Genomic DNA, 26064 nt, shown 5'->3' with positions numbered 1-26064 from the left:
CCGGACATGGCACTGATGCGGGAACGGTCAGGAGTGGGGACGAAGCCAGCGGCATCCGCACGCGCCTTCGTCCCCCTCGACGAACTGCTGCGCCTCAAGCACCGCGCCCATGGCTTCAGCTTCCAGCCTCGCCAGCCGGTGCACAGCCTGCTCGCCGGCCGCCATGCCTCGCGCCTGCGCGGGCGCGGGCTGAATTTCGAGGAGTTGCGGCACTATTTCGAGGGTGACGATACCCGTACCATCGACTGGCTCGCGACGGCGCGGCTCGGCAGCCCGCATATCCGGGTCTATTCGGAGGAGCGCGACCGGCCAGTGCTGCTGCTCGTCGACCAGCGCAGCACGATGTTCTTCGGCAGCCGCCGGATGATGAAATCGGTCGCCGCCGCGGAGGTCGCGGCGCTCGCGGCCTGGCGCGTGACCTCGCTGGGAGATCGTGTCGGCGCCGTCGTCCTCAGCGATGACGGCATCGTCACCGTCAGCCCGCAGGCCCGCGACCACGGCGTGGTCCGCGTCCTCGCGGAGGTCGCCCGCCAGAACGCTGCCCTGACACCGCTCTCGCCGAGCGGGCGCGGAGCCGCGCGGCTGAACGAAGCGCTCGCCGCCGCGGCCCGGATGGTCGCACATGACGGATTGATCTGCCTGATCTCCGACGCCGCCGGCGAGGATGACGACACCCATCGTCTGGTGACTCGCCTGTGTGCCCATAACGACGTTCTGGCCGTCTTCATCCATGATCCGCTCGAGCAGGACCTGCCGGATATAGGCCTTGCGGTTTTCAGTTCCGGATCGGCACAGCTCGAGGTCGATGTATCATCCGCCACTCTGCGGAGCCGGTTCAGTGAAGAGCGCGTGCAATGGCGTGCACGGCTCGCGGCGCTGTCGCGCAATCGAGCCATTCCGGTCTTGCCGATCTCGACCGAACGCGACGTCGCCACGCAATTGCGCGCGCTGATCGGCCGGCGCCAGGCTCAGAGATTGAGCCGCCTCGGCGGGAGAGCGCCATGAGCAGCGACCCCGGCGATCTCGCCAACATGGCCGACCTGGCCTTGCCGGAGCCGATATCGTTCTGGCCGCCCGCAGCCGGTGTCTGGATCGTCGGCGTGACGGTTGGGGCAATGCTGGCCGTCGTGGCGTGGCGGGCGCTTCGGCGCTACCGGGCCGATGCCTATCTCCGAGGCGCCGAAGCCGAGATCGATGCATTGGCCGGAGGTGGAGCCGAGACGGCGGAAGCGGTCTCGGCTGTCCTGAAGCGCGCGGCGATCGTCGCGTACGGCCGGGAAGAGGTGGCGTCGCTGACAGGGCCGGGCTGGGCAACATTCATCAAGCAGACCACCCCGGCCGGCATCCAGACGGCCGATCTGGGTGAGGGCCTGACGGACATGTTCGTTCCCGGTGCACGCGCGCCTGGGGAGAGCGCGCTTGTCGCGCAGGCCAAGGACTGGCTGCGCGGACAACGCGGGCGAGCGGCGAAGGAAGCGTGACGATGCTGAGCTTCGCCTATCCCTGGATCGCGCTTCTTATCCCGCTGCCGTTGCTTGTCTGGTTCGGGTTGCCTGCGCATGCCGAACGGCGCACCGGTCTGACTGTGCCGTTCTTCGACAGGCTGGTCCGGCTCAGCGGGCGGCAGCCCTTCTCAGGCGGCGTGGTCGCGAGGCGCAAGCCCGCCAGCCTCGTTGTGCTGGTGGTGGTCTGGCTGCTCGTCATCGCGGCGCTTGCCCGGCCGCAATGGATCGAACCGCCCTTGCATCGCGACTTGCCGACGCGCGACCTGCTGCTGCTGGTCGACCTCTCGGGATCGATGGATACGCGCGATTTCGTCGATGCATCCGGGGCAACCGTTGATCGCCTCACGGCGGTGAAGCAGGTGCTCGACGATTTCCTGTCGCGCCGCAAGGGCGACCGTGTCGGGGTCGTCGTGTTCGGCGACGCGCCTTTCGCGCTCGTACCGTTCACCACCGATCTCGATCTCTGCCGCGCCATGCTGCGTGATACGGCCGTCGGCATGGCCGGGCCGCGCACGGCTTTCGGCGACGCGATCGGCCTCGGCATCGGGCTGTTCGCCCGGAGCACGGTCAAGGCGAAGACCATCATCGCGCTGACAGATGGCAACGACACGCTGAGCAAGGTGCCGCCGGCCGAGGCCGCCCGCGTTGCGAAGGACAAGGGCATCGTCATTCACACGGTGGCGGTCGGCGACCCGCAGGCGGCCGGCGAGGACAAGCTCGACGAGGCCGCGCTGAAGGAGGTCGCGACGACGACGGGCGGCGGCTTCTTCCGCGCGCTGGATCGGGCCGGGCTCGCGCAAATCTATCAACGGCTCGACGCTATCGAGACGCGCCGCATCGACAGCGTCAGCTTTCGTCCGCGGCGCGATGTGTACTGGGTGCCGCTCGCCGCAGCGCTCACGCTGGTTTTGCTCGCGCAGGCAGTCGGCACCCTGCGCCGGCATATGCGCCGCCTTCCTGCCCGGCCGGCTATGGTTACGGAGGCCGGGCCATGATGAACGCACTCGCCGCCCTCCATGTCGAACGCCCGCTTTGGCTGTTGTCGCTCGTGCCGGCAGCCGCCCTCTGGCTTCTGGCGCGCCGCGGCTCCGATCCCGCACAGCAATGGCGCGGTGTCATCGATCCGGCACTGCTTCCCTATCTCCTGACCGGGGGCGACCAGCGCGCGCGCATCCCCCCCGCCGACTGGCTGTTCGCCGCAATGGCGCTGGCGGCCACCGCGATCGCCGGACCGGCCTGGCAGCGCGAGCCTTCGCCTTTTGCCGAGGCCAAGCCTCCCGTCGCGATCGTGCTCAGGGTCACGCCGTCCATGCTGACCGAGGACCTTGCTCCGACGCGGCTCGACCGCGCCCGGCAGAAGCTGGCAGATATCCTGGCGGCCCGGGAGGGCGCCTCGACGGCATTGATCGCCTATGCCGGCTCGGCGCATCTTGTCCTGCCGCCGACGCCGGACAGCGCCGTCATCCTCGACCTTGCCAAGGCGCTCTCCCCCGAGATCATGCCGAAGCAGGGTGACGATCTTGCCGGCGCGCTCGCTCTGGCAAGACGCGCGCTTGCCGGCATCGGTCAGGGCGGGGCGATCCTCCTCCTCGCCGATGAGACCCTACCGGGCAGCGTGGAATCACTGCCGGCTGGTTCGCCGCCGGTGACGATCCTGGCCCTGCGCGATGCCGAGTCGGCCGGGCTCGCCGAGGTGGCAAAGACCTTGGGCGGCATGGTGGTCCCAACCACGCCCAACCAGTCTGACGTCGCGGCCATCGTCCGCCGTCTCGACCGTGGCGACAATGCTGCCGGCATCGCTGGCGAGGGGGATCACTGGAGCGAGGCTGGCTACTGGCTGGTCCCGATCCTCGCGCTTCTGGCGCTGCCCTGGTTCCGGCGTGGCTGGGGGGTGGCATGATCCGCTCGCACCGTCTTACGCCCTATGCGGCCCTCGCTTTTCTCGCGACTCTGGCTTTGCTGGCGGTCGGATGCTGGCTGGGCTTTCGCGATCTGTGGCTGAGCCCGGACCAACGCGGCCGCCTGCTTCTGCAACGGGGCCAGACGGTGGAGGCTGCGCAGGCGTTTCGCGACCCGCTCTGGCGTGGGGTCGCCCTGTTCAGGGCCGGAGATTTCAAAGGCGCGGCCCAAGCCTTCGCGGCGCGCGATACGGCCGCGGCAGCCTTCGACCAGGGCAATGCGCTGGTGATGCTCGGTCAGTATGACGAGGCGTTGAAGCGCTTCGACCGGTCGCTCGTGCTGCGACCGGGCTGGCCGGAAGCGCTGCGCAACCGCGAGATCGCCCGCATCCGCGCCGAGCGCCGCAAGACGGAGGGGGGCGAGACCGGGCAAACCGACTCTCGGCCGGATCAGGTCGTTTTCGACAAGACCAAGCCCGGCGGCGAGGACACGACGGTCCAGGCGGCGACCCCGATGTCGGACGAGGCGGTGCGCGCGCTCTGGCTGAAACGCGTGCAGACCCGCCCGGCGGATTTTCTGCGGGCCAAGTTCGCCTATCAGCTCGGTACGCAGCCGGGAGCAGCGCCGTGAGAGCTCTTCTCCTGCTTCTGTTGCTCGCTGTCCCGATGATCGCGCTCGCGCAGACGCCTGCCGAGCCGGCGATCATCCGCACGACGCTCGATCCCGCGAGCGGGATCGTCATCGGCCAGCCGGTTCGGCTCACCGTCGCGGTGCTGTTCCCCGGCGAGATGCAGCACCCGCCGGTCGTCCGCGTGCCGGAAGCGACCGGCGTCCAAATCCTGAGATTCGAGACGCAGGCGATCACCATCCGTGACCGGATCGATGGCCGGGACTATGTCGGCCAGAGCTTCGAATTCGTCGTCTTCCCGCGGCGCGGCGGCGAAATTGCGATACCGGCGCCGGCCGTCACGCTGCTGACGCGGGACGGCGACCCCACGGGTTCGATGACCGGCACGAGGACGCATTTCACCGCCAGCGTGCCTCCCGGTATCGACCCGTCCGGCCCGGTACTTGTCGCCGATAGCGTGAGCGCGAGCGAGAGCTGGTCGCCGGAGCCGCGGGAGCGTTCCTTTCGCGCCGGAGATGCGGTGGTCAGGTCGATCCGGCGTCAGGCGGCGGGCGTGCCGGCGCTCGGGATGGCCGAGTTCCGGTTCGAGGCGCCGGACGGTGTGCGGGTCTATGTCGACCCGCCGGTGATCGAGGATCGCAGCAACCGCGGCAGCGTGGACGGACTTCGCACCGACAAGGTCACCTACGTCTTCGAGCAGCCGGGGACTTTCGCGCTGCCGGCCCTGTCGCAGCCCTGGTGGAGTCTCGCCGACAAGAGGGCGAGGACCGAAACGCTGCCGGGGCTGACGGTCATGGTTGCGGCCGCAGCGCAACCCTCCCGCTCCGGCAGACCTGCCATATGGCCGTGGGCGCTTGGGGGATTGGCTCTGATCCTGATCGCGCTGCTCTCGCTGGCGTTGCTGCGCGAGCGCCTCCACGCGGTTTGGCGGCAGGCCGTCATCGGGCTTGGTGGCTCGGAATGGTTCGCGCGCCGGCAGTTGCGGAGAGCTGCGAGGAGCGGAGAACCCGGCGCAAGCTATCGTGCCTTCGCGATCTGGCATGGCCGCCTGTCCTCGGCTGACCGGGAGGCCTTGTGCAGAGACCCGCGCGTAGCCCCACGCCTGGCGGAACTCGAGCGCGCGGTATTCGGCGGCGGGGGCTGGAACAGGCGAAGCGGGCGGGAGCTGGCGCGTGCTGTTTCGGCGTGGCGGCACGCCCCTCGGTCTCATCGAAGCGCGGGTGGTCCATTGCCCCCGCTCAACCCAGCGACGTGAATCCGCCTATCGCAGCGTGCCAGGGCAAGCGGTACCTGCTGCTCACTCTCGTAACCGTTACAGTCTTAAACGCGGCAACGGCGCGTGCGAGCTTTCCTCGTCACGCAGACAGAGAAGACGCAAACCGCTCTTCGGCAGATGTGGTCGTGTGACGCCGATCGTGGGAGCCCATGATGAGAGCGGTCTTCACTGCCATTTTCGCCTTGCTCTTCGCGGCCGCGCAGGCGCAGCAGCCAGCCCCTGGTGACCTTGAACGCCGGTTGGTTGAACGGCGCGCAGTCGAGGCCGTCATCTGGGGGATGCCTGCGGTCAATTACGATCTGATGCTGCAGGAGATGCTGACCAAAACACCGGGCAAGGTGCATCAGGTCATCTATTGGGGCCGTCCGCTTGATTCGAAGAATCAGACGCTGACGCCGAATCCCGACGCGCTCTACTTCATGGCTTTCTTCAATACGAAGGACGGGCCGATCGTACTCGACTTGCCGCCCGGCGACGCGAAAGGCTCGTTCAACGGTAATATCGTCACGATCTGGCAAATGCCCCTCGAAGATGCCGGGTTGCTCGGCGCCGACAAGGGCAAGGGTGGCAAGTATCTCGTCCTCCCGCCGGGCTACAAGGGCAAGCCGCCGCGCGGCTACATTCCCCTGCAATCCGACACGTTCGGCGGCTACATGCTGCTTCGCTCGAACCTGAAGAGTCACAGTGAGGCCGACGTCGCCAGTTCGGTTGCCTATGGCAAGCGGATGAAGATTTACCCACTGTCGCAAGCGGCACATCCCCCCGCGACAGTGTTCAACGACGTCAAGGACATCGGCTTCGATTCGACGATCCGCTACGATGCGAGCTTCTTCGCGCATCTCGACCGGATCGTGCAGACGGAGCCCTGGCTGCCGCGCGACCGGGCGATGATCGACCAGCTCAAGTCGCTGGGCATCGAGAAGGGCAAGCCTTACCGACCGGACGAAGCGCGAACGACGGAGCTGACTGCCGGCGTGCAAGAGGCACGCGATTGGCTCGAACGGACATACGATGCCGGGCTGCCACCTTTCTTCTCGCCGACGAGCCGCTGGACCTTCCCGGCGCCCCCCGAACTGATCAAGTTGGCGCAGGGCGGCTACAACGACACCGATGCCTATCCGACCGACCTGCGCGGCCTCGCCTATAGCTACGCCTATATCGGCATCAAGCGGCTTGGCGCTGGCCAATTCTACATGATCTCGATCCGTGACAAGGATGGCGACGCCTTCGACGGCGCCAGGACCTATCGCCTGACGGTGCCGCCCAAGGCACCGGTCGAACAATACTGGTCGGTGACGGCCTATGATCGGCAGACACATGCGTTGATCCGGGGAATGCCGCGTGCCAGTCGCTCCTCGCAAATCCCTGAGATGCAGAAGAACGCCGATGGTTCGCTCGAGGTCTATTTCGGGCCGAAGCCGCCGGCCGGCAAAGAGACGAATTGGGTGCCCACCGATCCGGGGCGCAAGTTCGAGCTGATGTTCCGCGCCTACGCGCCGACCAAGGCGCTGTTCGACAAGAGTTGGGTACTGCCCGACGTCGAGAAGGTCGCAACCCCCTGAATCGAGATGAGATCGGCCATGAATGTCAGTCTGATATCCCAGGTCGTGCTGTCGCTCGCTATGGCGAGCGTTGCCTTCGCCCAGCAAAGCGCCGGGCCAGGCAGCGCCGTTCCGGTCACGGTCGATAACTTTCCGCGGGCGGAATCCGACCTCTACATGAGCAGGACCGTCCAGGACGGCGGCCTCGGCAAATTTATTCATCGGAGAATGCCGGCGGAGATCGAGAACCAGACCGTTATCCGCCTGAATCGCGACACGCTCTATTCTTCGGCTGTCGTCGACCTCGATGCCGGCCCGGTGACGATCACCCTGCCCGATGCCGGCAAGCGCTTCATGTCGCTGCAGGTCATCAACGAAGACCACTATGTGCCGCTCGTCTCCTATAAGCCCGGCCCGGTGACGCTGACGCGCGCCAAGGCCGGCACCCGCTACGCGATGGTCGGCGTGCGCACGCTGGTTGATCCCAACGATCCGAAGGATCTCCAGCAGGTCCATGCGTTGCAGGACGCGCTCAAGCTCGGGCAGAAGGGCTCCGGCACGTTCGAGATACCGAAATGGGACGAGGCCAGCCAGAAGAAGGTTCGCGATGCCCTCCTGGTGCTGGCCTCCACCATAGGCGGCTTCAAGAACGGCTTCGGCCAGAAAGGGCAGGTCGATCCGATCCGCCACCTGATTGTGACCGCCGCGGGCTGGGGCGGCAATCCCGACAAGGACGCGACCTATCTGAGCTTCACGCCCGCGAAGAATGACGGCACGACCGTCTACAGGCTCAAGGTCGGGTCCGTGCCGGTCGACGCCTTCTGGTCGGTCAGCGTCTACAATGCCGAGGGCTACTACGAGAAGAACGCCTACAACGCCTATTCGCTGAACAACATCACCGCGAAGAAGAGCGCCGACGGCGCCGTCGACGTCCAGTTCGGCGGCTGCGACGGCAAGATCCCGAATTGCCTGCCGGTGATGAAGGGCTGGAACTACACGGTCCGGCTCTATCGCCCGCGAGCGGAGGTTCTGAACGGCCGCTGGAAATTTCCAGAGCCGCAGCCCGTGCAGTGAGGCCCCGGCATGTCCGGTCTCGATATCTTCGCCTGGATCGTCCTGGTCGTGCTCGTCGTCAGCACGGTCTTCGTCATCGTCTTCATGGCGATGTGGCCGGGCATGGTCGCCAGGCGCCGCAACCATCCCTGGGCTGATGCGGTTGCCGTCGGCGGCTGGGTGACGCTCTTCCTTGGCTTCGTGCTCTGGCCGGTGGTGCTGATCTGGGCCTATGTCGACGTGCCGGCAAAACCGGGCCATGGCACTGGCGATGCGGAGACGGCGCGATGATCGTTGTCCTGCTCAACACCTATCTGGCGCTGCTTTTCATCCTGGTGAAGCTCAAGGTCGTGCCCTTCAACCTGTTCTGGAAGGTTTCGCCGGTCCTTGTTCTCCTCGTCCTGCTGATCGGGCTGTTCATCCCGATGAACTGGGGCGCGCCGCAGGGACCGGTGCTGGTCGTGCGCAATTCGGTCGCGATCGTGCCGGACGTTGCAGGCGAGGTAGTCGACGTGCCGGTCACAGCCAATACGCCGCTCAAGACCGGCGACGTGCTCTTCCGGATCGATCCGGTGCCGTTCCAGGCTCAGGTCGATGCCTTGGCTGCGCAACTCAAGTTTCAGGAGACGCGCCTTGCCGAGATGACCCAGCTCCAGTCGCGCGGCACGGGCCGGGCGTTCGATGTCGAGCAGCGCGAGGCCGAGGTAGAGCAGCTCAAGGCCCAGCTCGCCGGCGCGAAGTGGAATCTGGACAAGACGACGGTGCGCGCACCGGCCGACGGCTATGTCACCAATCTCGCTCTGCGCAAGGGCGCGCGGGTGACCAGCCTGCCGCTGGCGCCGGTGATGGCCTTCATCGATACCGCCGACACCCTCCTCGGCGTCGAGATCAACCAGATCGACGCGCGCTATGTCGCGGCGGGCCAGCCGGTCGAGCTCACCTTCAAATGGGCGCCGGGAACGGTGCAGACGGGCAAGGTCGAGAGCGTGCTCCAGGCCGTCGCGACAGGCCAGGTGCAGACCTCCGGCATCGCAGTGGCGCCGAAATCCGTCCAGGCAGCGCCCTTCGTTGTCCGCGTGAAGCTCGACGACGAAGCCTTCGCCCGCATGCTGCCAGCCGGCAGCGCCGGCGATGCCGCGATCTTCACCGACCGGGTCAAGGCAGCCCATGTCATCCGGAAGGTCCTGCTGCGCCAGATCGCCATCACGAACTACGTCAACCCATTCTAGCTCATCGTAACCGACATTCGCGTCATGGAAGGGAAGACAACATGGGGTTTCTCAGAGCGACCTTGACCTTCCTTGCGGCTGCCTTCCTGTCGGCCTCCGCCGCATCAGCGCAGCAGCGAAATCTCGGTCCGGAAACAGGTAAGGTTTCCATCCGTCAGTTGCAGGTCGCTTTCATCGGTTCGGGTGCAATCGGAGGCGGCACTCTCACTTATCGAGGACGATCCTACGGGATCACAGTGGGCGGTCTGGGCATTGGCGGCATCGGTGCTTCGCGCTTGACCGCGACGGGGAGCGTCTATGGCCTGACCCGCCGGGAGGATTTCGCGGGCGCTTACGTCCAGATTCGTGAGGGCTGGGCTATTGGCGATCATGGGCGGGGTCGTCTCTGGCTTCGCAACCCCAGCGGCGTAATCCTCAGATTGGCGGCGCGCCGGCAGGGCTTGCAGCTCTCGCTCGGCGCGGACGGTGTTCTTATCGGCTGGAAATAGCGTCCGTCTGGTTCAAATCAATCGCGCCGCAACGCCTCCGATGCTCGTCAGGTCTGTTGCAATCGCGCCGTCTTGTTGACCGCAATCCAAGGACCTTGAAAGAGGGTTGGGAGCCTGGCGGATTTATCCCCAGGTCTGCTTCCCGGTCACTAGCCGATGTCTGCTGTTGGCGCGGAGCTGAACGGCGACATGCTTCGATTTTGAATGGAACTTCCTCGAATTGGAACGGCCGACGCAGTTCGCCGGCCGTTCTCTTCGATTGATTAGCGGGCCGGCCTCTTGCAGGCCGGTGCCAATCTATGTGCTTCTTGGTGCCACACTAACGCTTCGAGGTGCCAAACTTTCTGCGTCCTGAGAGAACTTGAAGAGAGAGGCATAGTGTTTCCGCTCGCGCGTGCGTATGTCATTGAAATCATTCAATCGTGGCTTGCGGTTTCCTTGGGCTAAGTTCCGCAGTTTGAGGGATAGTACTTCCGCAGAATCTGGCGCAACGGCTGTTCTAAAGCGCAAAAAAAGCCCGGCCTGGAAGGCCGGGCTCCATTCAGACGAATGGGAAATGGATCTACAGATCCGGTGGAATGACAGACCGTAGATAGAATGAAGCTACCGCCTGCTCTTGCCTCAATGCCGGTTCGATGCCCCGCGTTGCCAATTCGCGCTTCAGGATGGGCATGTGCTTTCCGCGGCTGCGAGCGAGTTCATGGAGCGATGCAAACTGAGACTTGAACGCTTCGGCGGCTTTTCGAGGGACGGCGAGGTAGGGGCATCGGTTCTTTGGGCTGATACGACTCTCGCTCGAAAGCAGCAGACGCTCGACGAGCGCGCTTACGACCCTGTCGGTGGTGCCGAGGAACTCTGCGGCTTGGCGGATCGTAAGATGGTCGCCGTCCTCACGGTGTATAAGCTTTTTGACCTCGGTGACATCGACCAATACGGACTGGTAGCCGGTCGTGGCGGTCCAAGAACCGACCCAACGGAGCTGGTGGTCCAGGATCAGTCTGACAATCTCCATGGCCGAGCAGCAGGTTCGCTTGGCTGCCTCGGCAATCGTCATCTGGGGCCATTCGGGCTCTTTGACCCATACGACATTGGCGAAAAGGCGCTTCATGAATTCATCGAGTTGGCGACGATCATAGCGCTGGTCGCCGAGCTCTAGGCGTTCATGCCCCTCGACGGGTTCGACGAAGCCGTGTGCGGCCAGCAGCTTGGTGTGGACCCGCCCGGCGTTCAGATACGTCTCGGCCTGCTTCAGGGTGATCAAATTCTGAAGCAGATCCACGATCGGGGCGGAGGCAGCAACCGGGAACGTCACCACGTTGGCCGTGAGGTGCAGACTGTCAGGCGGCAGTACGCCGGCGGCGCTCAGAACCCGTCTGAGGCGCTTATGGTGGATCCCGCTCTCTCTAGAGGCCGAATGAATCGAATGCCGCCGACGCTCCGGCACGATCTGCCTGCCGAAGATCATTTCGTCCGGAGCTACAGGGGCGGTATCCGCGACAAAGTCGATTACGAGGTTGCGAACCGGATCATAGTTCGGATCGGACTTCATGGAGTAAAGCCATTTGAAAAATTGACCAAACCGAGCCTGCGGACCCGCAGAACCCTCCCTGCCGTGATCGCCCGTCGCCCTAAGCGCGTTCAAAAATTCTCGAACGCCGCTTTTGCCGCTGGCCGCGATGGCATAGCCGCGATCACCGGCGCGTCGCCAATCCGCTTCGCTGAGGTCACGCATGGGCGCGTCACGACCGTTGAGATCAACGGCGCCAATGACCTCGCACGTTCTCCAGGCAACGTAGCAGGGCAACGTATCGAGCCACTCGGGGCCGGCATGACCGCCTAGACGAGCTGCGAGATAGCGTTCCAACTTCGTCGCATCTGACGGGCTTGCCTGGCGAGCAAGTGCTGGAATGCTGGCGATGTGGGATGCGGTTCGCCGCGCGAAGTCGTGAGTAGGGTGGGGATCGCTCGCATCGCCTAGTTCCACAAGCTCGACACAATGCTTCAGGCAGATTCGATAGTGCTGGAAGAGCCAATCACTGCGGCCGCTCGCCAGCCATGGATCGCATCCTCCGGCTATATCCTCTGTCAGGCATTGAGGGCAGGCCATGACCCGTGCTCGACGCAACGACGCGCGCGCAAACTTATGCCCGCGATAGAGGTAGTGGTCCTCGTGGCGGACAATGGCATTGTCGAAGAGCTGCTCCAGCGATGCGCCGGAGATCCTTGCAAGCCTCGTAAGGGCGGTGGTGTCGCCGTCAACGACGGCCTGAAGCTCGAAGCCCATGTCGAGTGCGAAGACGTTCTGGCTCTGAGCGCGGTGCAAGAGAGCCAGCCGCGACACGAAGCTCGCAGGAGACTCTCCAGTCCGCAGCGGGAGAGATGGATAGAGGTCGCTCATGAGCGGCCTCCCTTCCTGCCCGTGCGACTTCCACGACGCGGCGGGTCCAGCGGCAGAACGGGCTCGATCGGCGGCTCATCAGTCAAAACCAGCGAGCAATCGACTTCGGCCCAATTGGGCGCAACGAACGGGTTCATCAGCGCCCCGGAGCCGGTTCGATCGACGAATGCTGTTGCAAAATGTTCGATCGAGAGGGACTTCTCCTCCAGCATAGCGAGCTCAATGGCTTCGTGGGTCAGCTCGATCGCGATCCCGAAGCGGCGCAATGAGGCATGGATCAGGCGCGGGGCGATCTCTCCTGCGGCTTCCTCCCCGATCGTAAGGCCAACGACCTCGGCCAAGCCGCCGACGATACCGGCGACCATTTCATTGTCGTCAGGCATCGTGAGCAGCGGAACAGAGACAAATTGTCCCCGCCGACGGATCTCGTCGATTTTCCGCATCTCTGGGATCAAGCTGGGCAGGCCGGAGATGATCAGCCCGACTGGCCAGGACGAGACCATCAGCATTTTGAAGGTCTTCCTGATGTTGTCCATCTGAACGACATTGGCGTTGTCTGTCAGGTTGTGCGTCTCATCGAAGTGGATGATGAGCACGCCCGCCGCCGGCAGCAGCTCCTGGATGCGCGCCCAGATAATGTGTTCAGCGAGCTCTCGGGCGAGGGGATATCCCAAAGCCCTAAGAACCTCCCGTCCAAGCGTTTTGAGCGTGCACGGGGCCGGCACGATCACCCGAAGGAGGGGAGAGCGCTGCCCTCCTCTCGGCTGAAGGACAGGAAGTGTCCGAAATAGCCGCTCTAGGGAGGCGGTCTTGCCTGTTCCTGCGTCTCCGGTGACGAAGAGGCACCGGCCTTCGTGACGACCGTGTGCGGCCGAAGCTCCACCGTGCTGCTGTGGGACCATGACCGATCGTACGAGCGACTCGCCTTTGCGGCGCAGCTCCGGATCCCAATCTGTCTCGATGTGCGTGTTTTTCAGCTTCTGTCGAGCCGCGAGAACGACACGTTCTGACTCGGACAGGAGCGCGCGATACTTTTCAATGAAATCAGAGTTATGGGTCATGAAAATTAATCCGTAATCTTGAATGAGCGGGGCTTCGCCTTGGGGGCGGCCGGGGAGAGCGCGGCATTTTCGCAGGCGCCTGTTGGGATAGAGCCCTCGAGCAAATTGCCGGAGAGCGATGTCCCACCTTCAGGCAGCTGCGCCGGTCGGTCGAACGCGAAGCCGAGCTCGTCCTCCGTGTAGTTCAGCTCCTCGGTGCTGGGCCGCGTAGAGAAGATGCTCACGCGGGCCGCGCTGGCCTTGCCGAGCTCCCAGGCATCCTTGACAGCCTTGGCAACGACTTCGTCGGCGAGGACTGCCTGAGCCTTGAAGCGGCGCTTCAGGTCCGCCTCGGCAGCGAGCCAGACCGTCATCGGCACATCGTCAAAGCCTGACCTGACGTTGGGGACGGGGAGCCAACCGCCGTCGTCCAACCTCACGGAGACATGGCCGAGATCCATGTGATTGAGACGGACCTCAAGGGTGACGTCGCCGTTGCGGCGGCGAAACTCCTGCAGCTCCCGGCTATTGTAGTGAAGACCGAGCATCCGTACGCCTTTGGGCGTAAGGCAGCGGTTGGCCTTAACGCCGAATACAGCTCGGCGGCGGTGGCGGTCGGGTGCGGGGATGACCCCGTAGGCTTTGACCAGGCGCTTCCAGCAGTTGGCAGGCGTCTCGCCCTTCAATCCGGCGTGCGGCGTATTGTGGTAGATGTCGAGCACCCATCGGGTGATGACGTCGCAAAGCTCCAGAAGAGTCAGGCTGACCCGGGCGACGGGGTCGTAGTCGCCCTTTGCGGCAATCGATTCAAAGGTCCGACCCGTAAACGGGCAAAGCGCTTGCGTGCCCGCGGTTCTGAAAAACCGCTCGATTCGACCCCGAAGGGCCGGAAGTCCAGCCGGAGGTGCCTCTGCGTCGGCTTCGAGATCGATGATGGCTCTGCGAAAGCGCAACGACAGGAATGCAGCTCCCTGGTCGGTTACGATACGTTCTGGCGAGCCGTAGTAGTCGTCACGGCTAAGGGCTCCCGCAGCCAAGGCGTATGGAGCCTTGGGCGTGACCACCATCTCCAGCGTGTCCATCGCCAGATCGGACGATGGGGTGAGGGCGATCTTGAATCCCACGCAGACGGAGGTTGCGCTGTCCAAGGCGGCACACAACCAAGGCCGAGCCGTTGCGATTTCGGACTTCAGCTTGTCTGAAAGCTTGTCCAGGATACCGAGATCCGCGCAGAGCGTTTGGAGATTGATCCGCCACTCGTCGATCTCGACACGCTGCAGCGGCCTCTCCACATCCACGCCATTTCGCACCATTGCAAAGCGCTTTCTGGCGGCGTCGAGACCGTGTCGGCATGCCTGAACATCGAACTCAGGAAATGAGTTAATCTCCGCCGCCAGGCGTTCATAGCTCGGAACGCGAAGGGGCTTTTCACTCGCAGCGAGACGCTTCGGGTTTTCCTCATCGACGATATGAGCCTTCATCAAGCGGTAGACGTCTCGCTTGGTCGGCCGAGATTCTGACATGTACTCCAGCGCGAAGCGGTGCATGATTTGCCGCTCCGGCAGGCCCAGCCGCTCAGTTACGCGATTGCCCGATCTGAAATAGCGCTTCCGGAGAGCGATGGCTCGTTCTCCGCCCTCCAGGAACCACTTGCGCCATTTGCGGTAGGTGCGCGCGCTCGGTGGTTTGCGGCAGCCTAGCTCTCGCTCGCCCGCCTTCGGCTTGATGATTTCGCCATCGGCGTTGCGCTTTTTAGTACGGAGCAGCTCCGCGTCGTGAATCCTCTGCGCGACGATAGGCGCCCGATTCTTGTATGACGCATCGGACAGGGTGGCGTTGCGCGCCTGGATCTCCTTCTCGTATTCCCCGCAGAAGTTGGTGCGCCAGAGCACCTCTTCCTGCTGCTCTTCGGGAAGCCAGCCGATCAGCCCATCCACCGAGCCTGCTGTTGCAGACGCTTTGCTTTCAGCAAATGCATTGCGCTCGAAACGGAAATCGGACTTGGCCGAAGCCAGCAATAGATCCCTGTCAGTGAACGTCTCCGCTACGTCGGGATCCTCGACACGCTCAAGCACGTAACCGTTCGCCAGGCGGTTACGGCGCTTGTAGGCAATATTGTTGATGACCAGGCGATCTTGGCGCGACAGGCTGAAGCGCGGGGTGAAATCGGTGCTCATCACGCGACCTCCTCGTTGGTGCGGGAGGCGGCAGCCAGTTCAATCAAGGCGTCATAGCTGACACGGGCATTGTCAACGACGCGAATGATGCCAGAGGCAACAAGTCGGATAATCGCCTGGAACGCTTGGCCCTCCAGGCCGCTAGTTTCGACGATCTGCGCAATTGAAGCCCGGCCTTGCTCAGTCAGCAGGTTTTTGACGAGCGCGTCGTGCTCCGGGTTTGAGGTGCGGAGCATGTGCTTGCGCAGCACCGCATTATGGACTTCATCAAGGGGCAGATTCTCGTCGGTGACGAGTTTGACCCCGTCGGCAAAACTCTTCGGGACTTGCCGGGCGATGAGACGGAGTGTTTCACGGAAACGGGTGCGTTTCACGACAGCCATCGGTTTGACTGCGATAGCGATCTTCTTTCCGCATCGAAGCGTTGCGAGAAAATCGAAAGTATGACGCCGCGGCGTCCCCTCCGCGTCGAGCCAGGTCACCGCCGGGGGCTGCTCCCGAAGGTCGATAACATCAGGATCGGAAGCGATGATGAGTGCTGTATCTCGCTCTTCGCCCGATTCGCACATGACCTCGCGATCATGGATGACGACGCTGGGGCGGCAGGCGCCACGGCTTTTTGAGTGGACGTTTCGAGAAGAGCGATGCTCACCCGGCAGGTAGATCATCGGAGCCGGGGAGGTAGGTAGGCTTTCAATATTTAGCATTTGGGATTCACTTCGGTAGGCGCACTGCCCCGATCCCAGTTTCTCGTAAAAACTGCTTGCGCTTTATTGCACGTACAGGTATAAACGAGAGATTGAGTTCGGCAGCTGCCGGATTTGGTGTAGGCTTGCTCCGTAGGTTGCTAGGCCGTCGTGGAGCTTGCCGCTGAAGGGGGTGTCCTGATTCCAGTCAGGATGCCCCTTTTGCTTTCGAGCTTTGGTCGCGTCTCTACATCTGCGGTTCCTGATCGGGTTGGGGCCGATTGTGAATGATCACCGGAAAGACGATGATCTTCGCGCTCGGTGCTGTTTTGAGCCGTGCTTCCGCCTCAGCCTCTGCCAGCACCACCTGTGCGGCGGCCACGGACGCTGCATGAATTGCCCGTGAGCCAACTTCCTCGCCAAACTCAATTCTGATCTGACTGAGTCTGATTACCAGCGAGGCGAGCTTATCCATTGCTTCCTCCATGCGTTCAGCAGGTCTGGGGAGCGATAGGCAGGCTCTGCTCAACAAGGCAGGCGGGTCTCTACTGCAATGCATGGGCGTTCCTTCTTGGCGTCGAGGGAAAACCTGAGAGTCACGACGCGTCGTGCCCAAAGGCATTCCCTCAACAGTGAGTGAGTGATTTTCGCTGTGAGCACTGGCCCCGACAAACGAGGGCGCTGGCCTCCCGCCAGTGGCGGGGAACGAGACTCAGCTACAAGTGAGTTCATCACCATCTCGAACTGAGCCTCGGCAGTTCGAAGTAGGGATGTTCTATTCGATCGGGGAGGGGGGATGTAAAGCGTAATCTATCGGAGGATTTTTTTAACTATCCGGGCAAGTGACTTTTATAGACTCCTTGTCCTTCTACAATTGTCGCTCATTTTTACATTAACAAAGGCGCGCGTGACTTCTTCCGGATTAATTTTTGGTTGATTTATTTCGGTGCCTTTCGCTTAGATTGCGGGCGTTCGTGCATGGGTAGCCTGCGTTCTACGCAGGGATTGCACAACATTGTCGGCTGCGTGAGGCCTGGAACCATCGCCGTACGCTGCGCCTCCGTTCTGAAATATCGTGAGACCGAGAGCGCGGTGCGCGCCTGGTCGCGGGCGCTACGCGAGCTCGGCGATGCCAAGCCGAGATGGAGCGGCTTTCGATGCGGAAGCGCGCTCGTGGTGCAGCTGTCTGCCGCGAAAAGGGCGCCGCGATGAGACTGCTTGTTGGTTCTAGGGTTGATTTACGATCTTAAGGAGGATCGACGTTTCGCAGCCCATCTCGTCAAAGAGGGGGTCGAGAAGCATCGGGTCGCATAGAACGTCCCCGTCTGATAGCCGGTGACGCCACAGGGGGTCCCGGGCGCCCGGCGATTTCACCGGAGCGGATTTAAGGGTCTGGGAGCGGGATAGGACAGGCCGCACGACGTGGATCATTCAAGTCCTCGCGTTTTGAGTGAAGCCGGGAAGGTGGTGGGAGGCCTAGGCGCTCGGTTACTGAGCCCCTTCGATCGGCAGGGGAAGTCGTGAGCTCAATGTGGATAAATTATACAAAATGTAAAATAAAATGCATTGATGGCTTACGATTATGGTTAACAGGAGTGCTGATGCCGCTTGTGGCTCGCGCGCCTAGGCTGCTGGCCGTGAGTACACCGCCACGCCAACAACGCCTTCTCCGACAACGAAACTCGCTCCCCAGTCCTCCAAAGCTTTCCGAATGCGATTATTTATGGCGATTTTTGGCTCGATGTCTCCTGTTTCGAAGTCAAAGAGTGTTTTGCGAGAAACTGGAGCCGCAGCCGCAAGGTCATCCTGATTTTGATCGAGGAGCATCCTTGCGGCCTTACACACGAAGCCCTTGATTGGGGCCCCGGGAGGCATGGGGACGAATGCGTTTCCGGTTAGGAGAACAGGGCCGGTATCATTTAGGTGGAATAGTTTTATGGAACTTGTATAATAACGTGCGTCGCTGAACGGCTTGGGGGAGCTCAGCGGCGTTTTCTTTCGAGACTGTGCCTTCGACGGAGAATCCATCCGTTCCGCGCTCTTTGCCCAAAAATCCTACGGAACTCCCACAACCATGGCTGCTCGGCTCGCTGATCACAGCGAGCGCACCTGAGAGATAGGGCACCGGTTGGTGTCGAGTTCCGTCGTTTGCTGAGCATGACAAATGCCCAGCTTCCGGTCGAGGGCAGCGGATGGCTTTTCCTTGAACATTCGCCGCGGCACGGCCGCATCGAAAATCTGACTTAGCGGACCCGTGCGAGAGGCTACGCCGGTCCGCAGCCTCGTTACGTCCGATTGCCTCTCTGCGATTCCTTATCCGAACCGAGGGATTTCCGTGATGGAAGAGCGAAGCTTCGAGGAGCGGGCGCGCTTGAGCGCGCCCTGCATGCGGACATTCGTCAATATCGCGCGTCGTTGGCAGTTGACTGAGCGCGAGCAAGCTTATCTGCTGGCCGCCGACATCCCCACACTGCGCGGCTGGGCCGCGACCGCCGTAGGGCAAAGGCACCTCGTTCTCGAGACGAGGACCCTTATGCGTCTATCAGTGATCCTCGGTGTGTTCGCCGATCTTCGTCGATTCCTGGCGACTGTCGCTGGGGAGCGCGAAGAGCGAGCCTGGCTAACAGCCCCGCAGAAATTCGCGCCCTTCAACGGACGCGCTCCGCTCGAAATCCTGAGCAGGGGCTTCGAAGAGCAAATGGACGTCCGGCGGCACCTGGCAGCTATCGCAGCCAATGCCGATCCTTACCGCGCGTCGGGGTTAGAGCATCGCCCTGATTTAGATTACGACTTCTTGGATGCGCGATTTGCCATGGCTCCCATCGAAGCCATCGCCTTTGACGGGTATGGCACGTTGGTCGACATCACGGACAAGCGACGGCCATTTCGGGCGCTGGTCGCAAACGAACCTTCGAATGCGCTGCTCCACCGGGCGATGAAATACCCCATTGGTCTGCGGGAACTGTCACAGCAGTTGTCCTCGCCGGTTTCGGAAGAACGCCTAGACGAACTTGAGGCCGATTTGAGCGCGGAATTGAAATCCGTGCGACTTCGGCCGGGCATGGATTTTGTGTGGCAGGCGGTCCAGCGGGCCGGCCTTCCAATTGCAATATGCTCCAACCTGGCTGAACCCTACGAGGCGCCCCTGCGCGAGCGCTTGCCTGGGAAGCCGGATGTCTCAGTTCTTTCGTTTCAAACGCGGCTGATGAAGCCGCAACCCGAAATCTACCATCTTGTTTGCAACCGGCTCGGCCTGGAATCCCGGCAGGTAATGTTTGTCGGTGACTCGATGCAGGCGGATGTGGCCGGCCCAAACGCGATTGGTGCGTTCTCGATGCCGATCGCCGAGTTTGAGCGGTCATTCGCGGACGGCGCGTCGTTCTATGCTCCGCCTCCGATAGCGGCCCTGCTCGATCGGATTATCGCGGCCAAGTCCGCCTGACTCCTCCCTCCCGATCCGAATTTCCACCCTTCGACCGAACTGGAGGCAAAATGCGCCTGCTCGTCATCTCCGACCTGCATCTCGAATTTGGCCCGTTTGAATTTCCCTCGTCGATGCCGGCCTTTGATGTGGCCGTTTTTGCAGGCGACATGGGGCAGCCGATATCATCGGCTATCGCATGGATGGCCGCTCAGCGATCGGGAGCGCTCCGAGGCGCCAGATCGATCTACGTTGCAGGAAATCATGAATTCTATGGCTTCGAGCTAAAGCGCAGTCTGGCAGAGGGCAGGGCAGCTGCATCGGCTGCGGGTATCGATTTCCTGTCGCGGAATTCTGTCGTGATCGACGGGGTCAGATTTATCGGCTGCGTCCTCTGGACGGATTACCGACTGCATGGAACGCCAAAGCCCTCAATGGTTTTTGCCGGCGAGACGCTCAACGACCATAGGCTGATCCGATACCAAGAGGAGAGTGGGCACTTCAGCAGGTTCATGCCTTGGCATGCGGCCGCGGAGCATCGCCTCGACCTAGCGTTCATAAGGAAGGAGTTGGCGGAGCAATTCGACGGGCCGACGGTCGTGGTTACGCATCACGCGCCGCATAGAAATTCAGTTCAACTGCGCCATGAAGGCAGCTCGCTAACTCCTGCGTTTGTCTCAGATTTGAGCCGCGTCATCGAAGAGCTCCAACCCGATCTCTGGATCCATGGCCACGATCACGGCTCCCACGATTATCGCGTTGGCAAAACCAGAATCTTCGCGAACCAGGCCGGCTATCCCAACCTGCATGGAGATCGCGAGAACCCCTGGTTTGATCCTCGATGCGTAATCGAGCTTTAGAGGCCGCCTCTGCCGGGCGTGTTGCCTTCAGCGCAAAAATAGGGCCGGCGAGATCGTCGCCGCGCCCAACACGATCACGACAAACGTTCTCAACCAGACGGCTCGAGTGTGGGGCGAGAAGATCCAGGAACTCTGCATGACGAACTCAGCCACGAAACGAACTGAACAGCGAGCCAATCTAGAAGCGAGGCCTCACCTAAGGTCAATGCCCTACGCTTAACGGAGCGGCTTCGACTGGGGAGCCCGAGGGATCTGGCGGCCTCTATATCGACGAGGCTCATCAGTTCGCCGACGTAAGAGCCGAGAGAGCTTGCTGCTGAGGCGCTCAGTGCAGAGGAGAACGAAAGCGCATCCGGAACGCCTGGGCATCGTCCGCATCGGGAAAGCTTACTCGGATCCGTCTGTGGTCCGGCTCCCAGAGAATGCGAGCCTGGTGCGGAATATGACGGTCAATGAGCCAGAGGCCTATCTCGTAGAGGCGCTCGTTTAGCATTGGCACGTCGAGCGGTAGATCAACGTCGAAAGCGCCTTTCAGTCCAACACGGATGGTCACGGCGACGGCAGTTTGCTGCATGTCGCCCTCCTGCTTCTCAGGTGTCGATCGCTTCATGCTACGCCTGCCTTTCCGGCGTCTTCAATTGCAAAGCCCACTCGGCATAAGGCGTGTTGTTCACGAGATGGCGATTGAAGTCAGGCGACCCGTCGCTCCACCAGACTGGTCCTCGCTCACCAAGGGCAACCTTCGCGGAATCGACGACGGCGCGGGCGGCGTTCAAATCGCCATGTCCGCGCCTAGCCTCTTTGACGGCCCGGAGAGCATCCATCAGTTCGGCGACAAGCTGGTGACGCCTGACTTCCGATAAGGCGGGGTCGGTCGACCGCCAAAGCCTGCCGGCCACCAAGAAATAGCGACCTTCGGGCGTCGTGGGGTAGGCGCGCCTATCCATTGCGCGCGTCAGCGACGACCTCATAGTGCGTCACGAACTCGGGCTTGCTGAGCAGAAAGCGGCCGTCGTCGGGATAGTAGCGGGCTCGCTCAAAATCGGCGCCGGCGAAGGCGATGATGGCCTCGGTCGAGACCCACCAGCTAAGTGTCTCGATTTCCGTCGTGCCGTCGTGAAGCTCGCGGAGCAAAAGTTGGAAGCCCAGATTGCCGGGAGTGCTGCTGAAGTCGTCACCCCCGGTCGAGCGAACATAGCCGACATAAGCGGCTCGATCTTGAGTACGGATTTTGGACGCCCACCGTCGCAAGATTACTGCCCTCGTCATATCGCATCTCCGGGCTTGTCGGTGAATGCTTCATCAACGAGCTTCCGGGGTAAGAGTTCACCCGGAAGCGATCTGCGCGGCTTATCAGGGGCGAGTATTTTGAGCCGCCGAGCGCGCTCGGCGGCAGCGCCAAGAAAAAGGCCGGCATCCCTTGAAGGAGCCGGCCAAGTAGAAGCCGAGGCGCTAAGCCAAAAGCTTCGAGGGGAACGGAGCGACCGGGCTCCGGCGGGAGGGGCCGAAGCGGTGAGCGAACCGCATTCGAGATATGGGGTATGCAGCAGCGATCGCAATCCGCCGTTTAGATAACGATCCCATGCGGCAGGCGCGGGGCTGGCGCATAAATCCTGTAACAAACCGCGCTCGGCTGAGCTGCAACAGAGAACTTCCCTCTAACAATCGCAACCTTGATCTGATTGCTGATCACCAAATGGCGAGCCATTGTCGCCGCCTCGGGGAACGAGCGAATGAAGGGCTGGCAGCGCCCCACGAGATGAGCGCGCCAGCCCCGTCCAGCTAAAGCGACGCGCGAAGCGGTGGAACTCCTGCACGGGAGTGCTTCCGGGCGCAATAGTACTTTCCTGATCGTCGCGCTCGTCGAAACCATTGCGGTTACAGAATCGTTTGTTGGTCATTCTCCTGTCTCACCCCGACAGATCGGACTCACCCGCCAGCGGCAGCGCTGGCGGTTTTTTTGTTCTCTGATGTTTTCGGCAGGAACATATCGCCCCAAAATCAGTTGTTGAGGCGGCTGGAAGATGTATCTGGAGAATTATAATATGCGTAAAATGCTCGTCGCTCTCGCTATTACCTCGACGATCTTCGGAGCTAGCATGGCTTATGCTCAAACCGCGACGACCACTGCGCGCGAAGTCTATATCAAGGCGCAGCCGACGGACGTGCTCAGCAGCAATCTCATTGGGCTGAACGTTCAGAATAACGCCAAGGACAACGTCGGTGAGATCAAGGATCTCGTCGTTTCCAATGGCAGCCTGTCCGGGCTGATCCTTTCGGTGGGTGGCTTCCTCGGTATCGGCGAGCGCTACGTCGTCGTTGCACCGCCCGCGGTCAAGGTCGTCTACTCCGAGAACGACAAGAAGTGGTCCGCGACCATGGACACGACCAAGGATGCCCTGAAGGCCGCGCCGGAGTTCAAGTACGAAGGCCGCTGGAAGCGCTAACGCGCCGTTCGCCTTTATCCGCAACTCGAAACTGATGGAGGTCCCGATGGACTGGAATCGCGTCGAAGGAAACTGGAAGCAACTCAAGGGCAAGGTGAAGGAGCAGTGGGGCAAGCTCACCGATGACGATCTCGACGTCATCGCCGGTAAGCGCGATCAGCTCGAAGGTAAGATCCAGGAGCGCTACGGCATCGAGAAGGACAAGGTGAAGACTGACGTCGACATCTGGTACAATCGCCAGACATGGTGATCACCGACGGCTGAGCCCCTCGCTGCCCAGCGTGTGCTCGCCGCGTGAGGAAGCCCGGCCCTTTCCAGCGGGGCCGGGCTTTCGCGCGTTATAGGCCGGGCATTGTGTTGAGAGCCTGTGAAGCGGTGAAAGCTCTGGCGCGCCCGCGCCTATGCCGGCAGAAGCTCGATCATCACCGGCGCGTGGTCGCTAGTGTGCTCCCAGCCTCGCGGCGACCGCCGGACCTCCGCGGATTTCAACCGCGGCGCCAGGGTAGGACTAAGCAGGAGGTGGTCGAGGCGAAGGCCGGCGTCGCGTTCGAACGAGTTCCGCCAGTACTTCCAGAACGTGTAGATGCGCTCTCTCGGGTGAAGGTGCCTGATGGCGTCCGTCCAACCCTGATTGACCAGCTCAGCATAAGCTCTTCGGACCTCCGGACGAAAGAGGGCGTCATCTCCCCATCGCTCGGGTGCGTAGACATCGAGCTCGGTCGGCATGACGTTAAAGTCGCCTACGAGTGCGATCGGCACGTCGTAGGAGAGAAGCTCTTCTGCATAACTCAGCAAGTGGGCAAACCAGCGGAGCTTGTATTCGAACTTGGGGCCGGGAGCGGGATTCCCGTTGGGAAGATAAAGACATCCAATCAGTACGCCGTTAACCGCCGCCTCGATATAGCGGCTATGGTTGTCGTCAGGATCCCCCGGTAATCCTCGGCGTGTCAGGACCGGCGGTCCGCCCCGTGCGAGGATCGCGACACCATTCCAGCTCTTCTGACCGTGCCACACCGCCGCGTAGCCGGCTTCCTGAAGTTCGCGCTCGGGAAAGCGGTCGTCTGAGCATTTTAGCTCTTGCAGACATACGACATCAGGATGGTCCTGCTTCAGCCACCGGAGCAAAACGGGCAACCGGCCATTGATGCCGTTCACATTATAGGTCGCGATCTTCAACGAAGGCTCCTCCAACACGATCGTCAGAGGTGCTCGCGCAGAAAAGTTTGTGTCCTCGCGATCGCATCGGGCCAGCTCGCCAAGGAGAGACCATGTCCTTCGCCGGGATAGATATGGCTTTGGACAGAGCCCCATTGCTTTTGACCAGTCTCTCGATGGCTCCGGCGTTGGACACAGGCACCACTCGGTCCGCATCCCCATGCAGAATAAGCATCGGGGGCAGAGAAGCTCTTTCCAGGCCTGGCGGCAGAAATCCGAAGAAGTCGACGACGGCTTTGATCCTGCGATCGCGCCCCGCCAGCGCCAAGGCCAATGCGCCGCCAAGCGAAAAGCCGACAACGGCGAAACGGGCCTGCTGATCGCCTGTGATTGTCTCGATCGCTTCCAGCCAGACCGGAAACTTGCTTTTGATTTCGCCGTAGCGGGCCCGCTGATCGCCGGTGGCCTCGAAGTAGCGCGGTAGCAGGACGCTGTAGCCAGCCCCCGCGATCATGTTCGCGGCGAACTGATATCGGCCACTATTCGTCAGACCGTCCGAACCATAGAGCAGGATGACGCTGCCTCCGGAAACGCTCGGACCAAAGCGATCGACTGCGACGCTCGCCTGGGCTGGCCCAGACACGATGGTCGCGCCAGCTCCAGCAACGAAATGGCGTCGGTCCATTACTCGGTCGCCTCCGACCATCTCTCTTTGGCTTCAGCGGCCGGGACGATCAGCTTGATCGTATCGTCATCGAGCGCAACGACGAGCGCCAGGTCGAGGTAATGATGGGCTCCTCCCGACTCGGGATCATTCTTCTTCAGCTTGATGAGCTGGCCACTCAAAGAATAGACGGTTCCGACATGTCCTTCGTCGGAGCCGATGACACGCTGGCCTTCCTTGATTTGCTCTACGAACATCATGCGTTGCTCTCCTTCCGAACGTCACGGAACGGCAACGGACCGTCTGGCACCGAAGTTCCGATTTGCCGAGGTGGCGACGACACACAGGGTTGAGAGCCGGCGACGGCACAGCGGGTCGATTTCGCGCGCTTCGTCACATGTCAGCCGAGAGGCAAGACCGCCATCTGCGAACATCAAGTGATGCTGGTGTTCGCCCAGAGGCGGAGCATCGGACCCTCATCCCCCAGAACCGGATCTTTGGGTGGAAAGCTCAAGAGGGCGATCCTCTGTTTCATCGCAGGCGACGCCTCCTCGCGAACGATATCTCCAGCTTGGCCAGGCGGGTATGCGCCGACCACGAGGAAATCTTCACTCTGCTTGAGTCGCCGATGCCCAGTCCCCGCGGGCAGCACCAGGATGTCGCCAGCTTCCACCCTGATCTCACGGCCGCCGTCTCCGCCAAGAACCAGTTCGGCCGATCCGGCTGCTATACCGAGAACCTCATGACCCTGCGCGTGATAGTGCTCGAAATCGTAAATCCCATCTCGCCACTGTGGCGGCCATCCATTGTCCTGAAAGCGCTTTTCCATGAACGTGGCGAGGTCACCGATCGCCGCGGGATCGAACGCCTTTTCGTAGATTAGCGCCGGCAACCTGAAATTATTCGGAACGAAGCCCCGCGGCTCGAAATGCAAGGCGGTCACCGTCACCCGGGTCATGGCAGCAGCTCCAAAGAAGCAAGAAGCCTCCTGAACTCCGATGTGCCAGCGGGCGTTCCCTCGTCAGCTGGCTCGTAGCTATGCGCCGATCGCGGAAAGCTGCGGTGCCATGATAACGCCTAGTTGCTTGTCGATCGGGAGGTGAGGTCGTGGGCATCAGCTTCGGAAAGGCCTAGCGTCGATTTGGCGATCGGCGAGCTGCCACGGAACGAGGGCGGGGTCGTAGCGTTCAGTCTCCACTCCGTCAAACGGCCGAGGAGGCATCCATGGAGAATAATGAGCACAACCCTGTAGTTGAGAGCCTGCGCCAGGAACAGAAAACTCAGCGCAAAGAGGAGCGAGAACTGACCCCTGATCAGAAGCTGGAGAGGGCATTGAAGGATACCTTTCCGGCGAGCGATCCTGTTGCCGAGCAGGTTCCGATCACGCCGGGTGCGGCAGAGGAAACGAAATGATCCGGGCTGCGTTCTCTAGTTTGGCTGGGGCCTGGATCGCTCGAAACGTCGAGCGAGGCGAAATCCCTGAGAGATTTGCTGTTCCATTGAGGCTACTGGCAATCAGACTGCCCACGTCGGTGATCCTCGCTGGGGCGGTCGGATACAGCTTTTATCGGTTCAATCTGGAAGTGCGGGCTTCGCG

At 62.0% G+C, this 26064-nt stretch carries 30 protein-coding genes; 17 read left to right on the top strand and 13 right to left on the bottom strand.

All coding sequences use genetic code 11. The features are described 5' to 3' along the window. Positions 1-6: 6 nt before the first annotated feature. The 11 genes from FHT98_RS00670 to FHT98_RS00620 all read left to right on the top strand — a co-directional run bounded on the left by FHT98_RS00670 (position 7) and on the right by FHT98_RS00620 (position 9619). Positions 7-1005, top strand: coding sequence for a DUF58 domain-containing protein (locus FHT98_RS00670; protein WP_142111781.1), 999 nt, complete (start codon positions 7-9; stop codon positions 1003-1005). Beyond that, on the top strand, positions 1002-1481 hold the full coding sequence (locus FHT98_RS00665; RefSeq protein ID WP_142111779.1) for a DUF4381 domain-containing protein: 480 nt from the start codon (positions 1002-1004) through the stop codon (positions 1479-1481). Before FHT98_RS00670 ends, FHT98_RS00665 begins: the two co-directional genes overlap by 4 nt. Before the next feature lie 2 nt (positions 1482-1483). After that, positions 1484-2500, top strand: a complete 1017-nt coding sequence (locus FHT98_RS00660) for a VWA domain-containing protein (RefSeq protein WP_142111777.1) — start codon at positions 1484-1486, stop codon at positions 2498-2500. After that, the gene (locus tag FHT98_RS00655; RefSeq protein ID WP_248309115.1) at positions 2497-3405 is read left to right on the top strand and encodes a vWA domain-containing protein; all 909 of its coding nucleotides are present in this window, start codon (positions 2497-2499) and stop codon (positions 3403-3405) included. Before FHT98_RS00660 ends, FHT98_RS00655 begins: the two co-directional genes overlap by 4 nt. Further along, complete coding sequence (locus FHT98_RS00650) at positions 3402-4034, top strand: tetratricopeptide repeat protein (protein ID WP_210244309.1); 633 nt, start codon at positions 3402-3404, stop codon at positions 4032-4034. The genes FHT98_RS00655 and FHT98_RS00650 overlap by 4 nt, the downstream gene beginning before the upstream one ends. After that, positions 4031-5287: a BatD family protein gene (locus FHT98_RS00645; protein ID WP_142111774.1), complete on the top strand. Its 1257-nt coding sequence runs from the start codon at positions 4031-4033 to the stop codon at positions 5285-5287. Before FHT98_RS00650 ends, FHT98_RS00645 begins: the two co-directional genes overlap by 4 nt. A gap of 173 nt (positions 5288-5460) precedes the next feature. Beyond that, entirely contained in the window at positions 5461-6870 is a 1410-nt protein-coding gene (locus FHT98_RS00640; RefSeq protein WP_142115645.1) for a DUF1254 domain-containing protein, read from the top strand. A gap of 18 nt (positions 6871-6888) precedes the next feature. Then, positions 6889-7923: a DUF1254 domain-containing protein gene (locus FHT98_RS00635; RefSeq protein WP_142111772.1), complete on the top strand. Its 1035-nt coding sequence runs from the start codon at positions 6889-6891 to the stop codon at positions 7921-7923. Positions 7924-7932: 9 nt separating this feature from the next. Then, the gene (locus tag FHT98_RS00630) at positions 7933-8193 is read left to right on the top strand and encodes a DUF3302 domain-containing protein (protein ID WP_142111770.1); all 261 of its coding nucleotides are present in this window, start codon (positions 7933-7935) and stop codon (positions 8191-8193) included. Beyond that, positions 8190-9131, top strand: a complete 942-nt coding sequence (locus FHT98_RS00625) for an HlyD family secretion protein (RefSeq protein WP_091860904.1) — start codon at positions 8190-8192, stop codon at positions 9129-9131. The genes FHT98_RS00630 and FHT98_RS00625 overlap by 4 nt, the downstream gene beginning before the upstream one ends. A 41-nt stretch (positions 9132-9172) precedes the next feature. Next, positions 9173-9619 carry a hypothetical protein gene (locus FHT98_RS00620; protein WP_142111768.1) on the top strand — a complete coding sequence of 149 codons (447 nt, stop codon included), beginning with the start codon at positions 9173-9175 and terminating at the stop codon, positions 9617-9619. A 562-nt stretch (positions 9620-10181) separates the two neighbouring features. Here the strand turns inward: FHT98_RS00620 and FHT98_RS00615 are convergent. The 6 genes from FHT98_RS00615 to FHT98_RS00590 all read right to left on the bottom strand — a co-directional run bounded on the left by FHT98_RS00615 (position 10182) and on the right by FHT98_RS00590 (position 17747). After that, complete coding sequence (locus FHT98_RS00615; RefSeq protein ID WP_091860899.1) at positions 10182-12017, bottom strand: TniQ family protein; 1836 nt, start codon at positions 12015-12017, stop codon at positions 10182-10184. Then, positions 12014-13078, bottom strand: coding sequence for an ATP-binding protein (locus tag FHT98_RS00610; protein WP_091860897.1), 1065 nt, complete (start codon positions 13076-13078; stop codon positions 12014-12016). The genes FHT98_RS00615 and FHT98_RS00610 overlap by 4 nt, the downstream gene beginning before the upstream one ends. 5 nt (positions 13079-13083) lie before the next feature. Further along, positions 13084-15234 carry a Mu transposase C-terminal domain-containing protein gene (locus FHT98_RS00605; protein WP_091860894.1) on the bottom strand — a complete coding sequence of 717 codons (2151 nt, stop codon included), beginning with the start codon at positions 15232-15234 and terminating at the stop codon, positions 13084-13086. Beyond that, positions 15234-15902 (bottom strand): TnsA endonuclease N-terminal domain-containing protein, encoded by a 669-nt coding sequence (locus FHT98_RS00600; protein WP_162766133.1) that lies wholly within the window; start codon positions 15900-15902, stop codon positions 15234-15236. The genes FHT98_RS00605 and FHT98_RS00600 overlap by 1 nt, the downstream gene beginning before the upstream one ends. A 265-nt stretch (positions 15903-16167) precedes the next feature. Continuing rightward, the gene (locus FHT98_RS00595; protein ID WP_142111766.1) at positions 16168-16395 is read right to left on the bottom strand and encodes a hypothetical protein; all 228 of its coding nucleotides are present in this window, start codon (positions 16393-16395) and stop codon (positions 16168-16170) included. Positions 16396-17543: 1148 nt separating this feature from the next. Beyond that, entirely contained in the window at positions 17544-17747 is a 204-nt protein-coding gene (locus FHT98_RS00590; RefSeq protein WP_185745038.1) for an XRE family transcriptional regulator, read from the bottom strand. Positions 17748-18258: 511 nt separating this feature from the next. Here FHT98_RS00590 and FHT98_RS00585 point away from each other — a divergent pair. Continuing rightward, entirely contained in the window at positions 18259-19362 is a 1104-nt protein-coding gene (locus FHT98_RS00585; protein ID WP_091860882.1) for an HAD family hydrolase, read from the top strand. A 50-nt stretch (positions 19363-19412) separates the two neighbouring features. Further along, on the top strand, positions 19413-20201 hold the full coding sequence (locus FHT98_RS00580; RefSeq protein WP_091860879.1) for a metallophosphoesterase: 789 nt from the start codon (positions 19413-19415) through the stop codon (positions 20199-20201). Between the two features lie 325 nt (positions 20202-20526). On the opposite strand, the gene FHT98_RS00575 is transcribed toward FHT98_RS00580, so the two are convergent. Further along, a complete protein-coding gene (locus FHT98_RS00575; protein ID WP_139163608.1) occupies positions 20527-20775 on the bottom strand; it encodes a hypothetical protein in 249 nt (82 codons plus the stop codon). Between the two features lie 34 nt (positions 20776-20809). Between FHT98_RS00575 and FHT98_RS26705 the strand changes: the two genes are divergently transcribed. Continuing rightward, a complete protein-coding gene (locus tag FHT98_RS26705; protein ID WP_162766132.1) occupies positions 20810-21064 on the top strand; it encodes a hypothetical protein in 255 nt (84 codons plus the stop codon). 76 nt (positions 21065-21140) lie between these two features. On the opposite strand, the gene FHT98_RS00565 is transcribed toward FHT98_RS26705, so the two are convergent. Then, the gene (locus FHT98_RS00565) at positions 21141-21470 is read right to left on the bottom strand and encodes an antibiotic biosynthesis monooxygenase family protein (protein WP_113584260.1); all 330 of its coding nucleotides are present in this window, start codon (positions 21468-21470) and stop codon (positions 21141-21143) included. A gap of 389 nt (positions 21471-21859) precedes the next feature. Next, positions 21860-22102, bottom strand: a complete 243-nt coding sequence (locus FHT98_RS00560; protein ID WP_139163607.1) for a hypothetical protein — start codon at positions 22100-22102, stop codon at positions 21860-21862. A gap of 144 nt (positions 22103-22246) precedes the next feature. On the opposite strand from FHT98_RS00560, the gene FHT98_RS00555 reads away from it, so the two are divergent. Both FHT98_RS00555 and FHT98_RS00550 read left to right on the top strand, forming a co-directional pair. Further along, complete coding sequence (locus tag FHT98_RS00555) at positions 22247-22648, top strand: PRC-barrel domain-containing protein (protein ID WP_113584342.1); 402 nt, start codon at positions 22247-22249, stop codon at positions 22646-22648. A gap of 46 nt (positions 22649-22694) precedes the next feature. Beyond that, entirely contained in the window at positions 22695-22898 is a 204-nt protein-coding gene (locus FHT98_RS00550) for a CsbD family protein (RefSeq protein ID WP_091861426.1), read from the top strand. 149 nt (positions 22899-23047) lie between these two features. Here FHT98_RS00550 and xth read toward each other — a convergent pair whose 3' ends face one another. The 4 genes from xth to FHT98_RS00530 form a co-directional block, all read right to left on the bottom strand. Further along, positions 23048-23824 (bottom strand): exodeoxyribonuclease III, encoded by a 777-nt coding sequence (gene xth, locus FHT98_RS00545; RefSeq protein WP_113584259.1) that lies wholly within the window; start codon positions 23822-23824, stop codon positions 23048-23050. Continuing rightward, entirely contained in the window at positions 23805-24488 is a 684-nt protein-coding gene (locus FHT98_RS00540) for a dienelactone hydrolase family protein (protein ID WP_162766131.1), read from the bottom strand. Before FHT98_RS00540 ends, xth begins: the two co-directional genes overlap by 20 nt. Further along, positions 24488-24727: a DUF2171 domain-containing protein gene (locus FHT98_RS00535; protein WP_142111764.1), complete on the bottom strand. Its 240-nt coding sequence runs from the start codon at positions 24725-24727 to the stop codon at positions 24488-24490. Before FHT98_RS00535 ends, FHT98_RS00540 begins: the two co-directional genes overlap by 1 nt. Positions 24728-24900: 173 nt before the next feature. Further along, complete coding sequence (locus tag FHT98_RS00530; protein ID WP_091860857.1) at positions 24901-25425, bottom strand: cupin domain-containing protein; 525 nt, start codon at positions 25423-25425, stop codon at positions 24901-24903. Between the two features lie 266 nt (positions 25426-25691). Between FHT98_RS00530 and FHT98_RS00525 the strand changes: the two genes are divergently transcribed. Then, entirely contained in the window at positions 25692-25880 is a 189-nt protein-coding gene (locus FHT98_RS00525; RefSeq protein WP_091860854.1) for a hypothetical protein, read from the top strand. Positions 25881-26064: the final 184 nt, after the last annotated feature.

The organism is Allobosea sp. AK1 (assembly GCF_006714945.1).
GTDB lineage: Bacteria > Pseudomonadota > Alphaproteobacteria > Rhizobiales > Beijerinckiaceae > Allobosea > Allobosea robiniae.
This window is presented reverse-complemented; position numbering and strand designations above follow the sequence as displayed.

What these genes read in the sequence shown, in the direction of transcription:
- FHT98_RS26705 (WP_162766132.1), top strand. Translation starts at nt 20,810, where the DNA reads ATGCTACGCCTGCCTTTCCGGCGTCTTCAATTGCAAAGCCCACTCGGC.
- FHT98_RS00660 (WP_142111777.1), top strand. Translation starts at nt 1,484, where the DNA reads ATGCTGAGCTTCGCCTATCCCTGGATCGCGCTTCTTATCCCGCTGCCG.
- FHT98_RS00630 (WP_142111770.1), top strand. Translation starts at nt 7,933, where the DNA reads ATGTCCGGTCTCGATATCTTCGCCTGGATCGTCCTGGTCGTGCTCGTC.
- FHT98_RS00625 (WP_091860904.1), top strand. Translation starts at nt 8,190, where the DNA reads ATGATCGTTGTCCTGCTCAACACCTATCTGGCGCTGCTTTTCATCCTG.
- FHT98_RS00535 (WP_142111764.1), bottom strand. Translation starts at nt 24,727, where the DNA reads ATGATGTTCGTAGAGCAAATCAAGGAAGGCCAGCGTGTCATCGGCTCC.
- FHT98_RS00555 (WP_113584342.1), top strand. Translation starts at nt 22,247, where the DNA reads ATGCGTAAAATGCTCGTCGCTCTCGCTATTACCTCGACGATCTTCGGA.
- FHT98_RS00605 (WP_091860894.1), bottom strand. Translation starts at nt 15,234, where the DNA reads ATGAGCACCGATTTCACCCCGCGCTTCAGCCTGTCGCGCCAAGATCGC.
- FHT98_RS00580 (WP_091860879.1), top strand. Translation starts at nt 19,413, where the DNA reads ATGCGCCTGCTCGTCATCTCCGACCTGCATCTCGAATTTGGCCCGTTT.
- FHT98_RS00635 (WP_142111772.1), top strand. Translation starts at nt 6,889, where the DNA reads ATGAATGTCAGTCTGATATCCCAGGTCGTGCTGTCGCTCGCTATGGCG.
- FHT98_RS00565 (WP_113584260.1), bottom strand. Translation starts at nt 21,470, where the DNA reads ATGACGAGGGCAGTAATCTTGCGACGGTGGGCGTCCAAAATCCGTACT.
- FHT98_RS00640 (WP_142115645.1), top strand. Translation starts at nt 5,461, where the DNA reads ATGAGAGCGGTCTTCACTGCCATTTTCGCCTTGCTCTTCGCGGCCGCG.
- FHT98_RS00530 (WP_091860857.1), bottom strand. Translation starts at nt 25,425, where the DNA reads ATGACCCGGGTGACGGTGACCGCCTTGCATTTCGAGCCGCGGGGCTTC.
- FHT98_RS00600 (WP_162766133.1), bottom strand. Translation starts at nt 15,902, where the DNA reads ATGATCTACCTGCCGGGTGAGCATCGCTCTTCTCGAAACGTCCACTCA.
- FHT98_RS00665 (WP_142111779.1), top strand. Translation starts at nt 1,002, where the DNA reads ATGAGCAGCGACCCCGGCGATCTCGCCAACATGGCCGACCTGGCCTTG.
- FHT98_RS00610 (WP_091860897.1), bottom strand. Translation starts at nt 13,078, where the DNA reads ATGACCCATAACTCTGATTTCATTGAAAAGTATCGCGCGCTCCTGTCC.
- FHT98_RS00650 (WP_210244309.1), top strand. Translation starts at nt 3,402, where the DNA reads ATGATCCGCTCGCACCGTCTTACGCCCTATGCGGCCCTCGCTTTTCTC.
- FHT98_RS00670 (WP_142111781.1), top strand. Translation starts at nt 7, where the DNA reads ATGGCACTGATGCGGGAACGGTCAGGAGTGGGGACGAAGCCAGCGGCA.
- FHT98_RS00540 (WP_162766131.1), bottom strand. Translation starts at nt 24,488, where the DNA reads ATGGACCGACGCCATTTCGTTGCTGGAGCTGGCGCGACCATCGTGTCT.
- FHT98_RS00620 (WP_142111768.1), top strand. Translation starts at nt 9,173, where the DNA reads ATGGGGTTTCTCAGAGCGACCTTGACCTTCCTTGCGGCTGCCTTCCTG.
- FHT98_RS00550 (WP_091861426.1), top strand. Translation starts at nt 22,695, where the DNA reads ATGGACTGGAATCGCGTCGAAGGAAACTGGAAGCAACTCAAGGGCAAG.
- FHT98_RS00590 (WP_185745038.1), bottom strand. Translation starts at nt 17,747, where the DNA reads ATGCTCCTCGATCAAAATCAGGATGACCTTGCGGCTGCGGCTCCAGTT.
- FHT98_RS00615 (WP_091860899.1), bottom strand. Translation starts at nt 12,017, where the DNA reads ATGAGCGACCTCTATCCATCTCTCCCGCTGCGGACTGGAGAGTCTCCT.
- FHT98_RS00575 (WP_139163608.1), bottom strand. Translation starts at nt 20,775, where the DNA reads ATGCAGCAAACTGCCGTCGCCGTGACCATCCGTGTTGGACTGAAAGGC.
- FHT98_RS00585 (WP_091860882.1), top strand. Translation starts at nt 18,259, where the DNA reads ATGGAAGAGCGAAGCTTCGAGGAGCGGGCGCGCTTGAGCGCGCCCTGC.
- FHT98_RS00525 (WP_091860854.1), top strand. Translation starts at nt 25,692, where the DNA reads ATGGAGAATAATGAGCACAACCCTGTAGTTGAGAGCCTGCGCCAGGAA.
- FHT98_RS00595 (WP_142111766.1), bottom strand. Translation starts at nt 16,395, where the DNA reads ATGGATAAGCTCGCCTCGCTGGTAATCAGACTCAGTCAGATCAGAATT.
- FHT98_RS00655 (WP_248309115.1), top strand. Translation starts at nt 2,497, where the DNA reads ATGATGAACGCACTCGCCGCCCTCCATGTCGAACGCCCGCTTTGGCTG.
- FHT98_RS00560 (WP_139163607.1), bottom strand. Translation starts at nt 22,102, where the DNA reads ATGACCAACAAACGATTCTGTAACCGCAATGGTTTCGACGAGCGCGAC.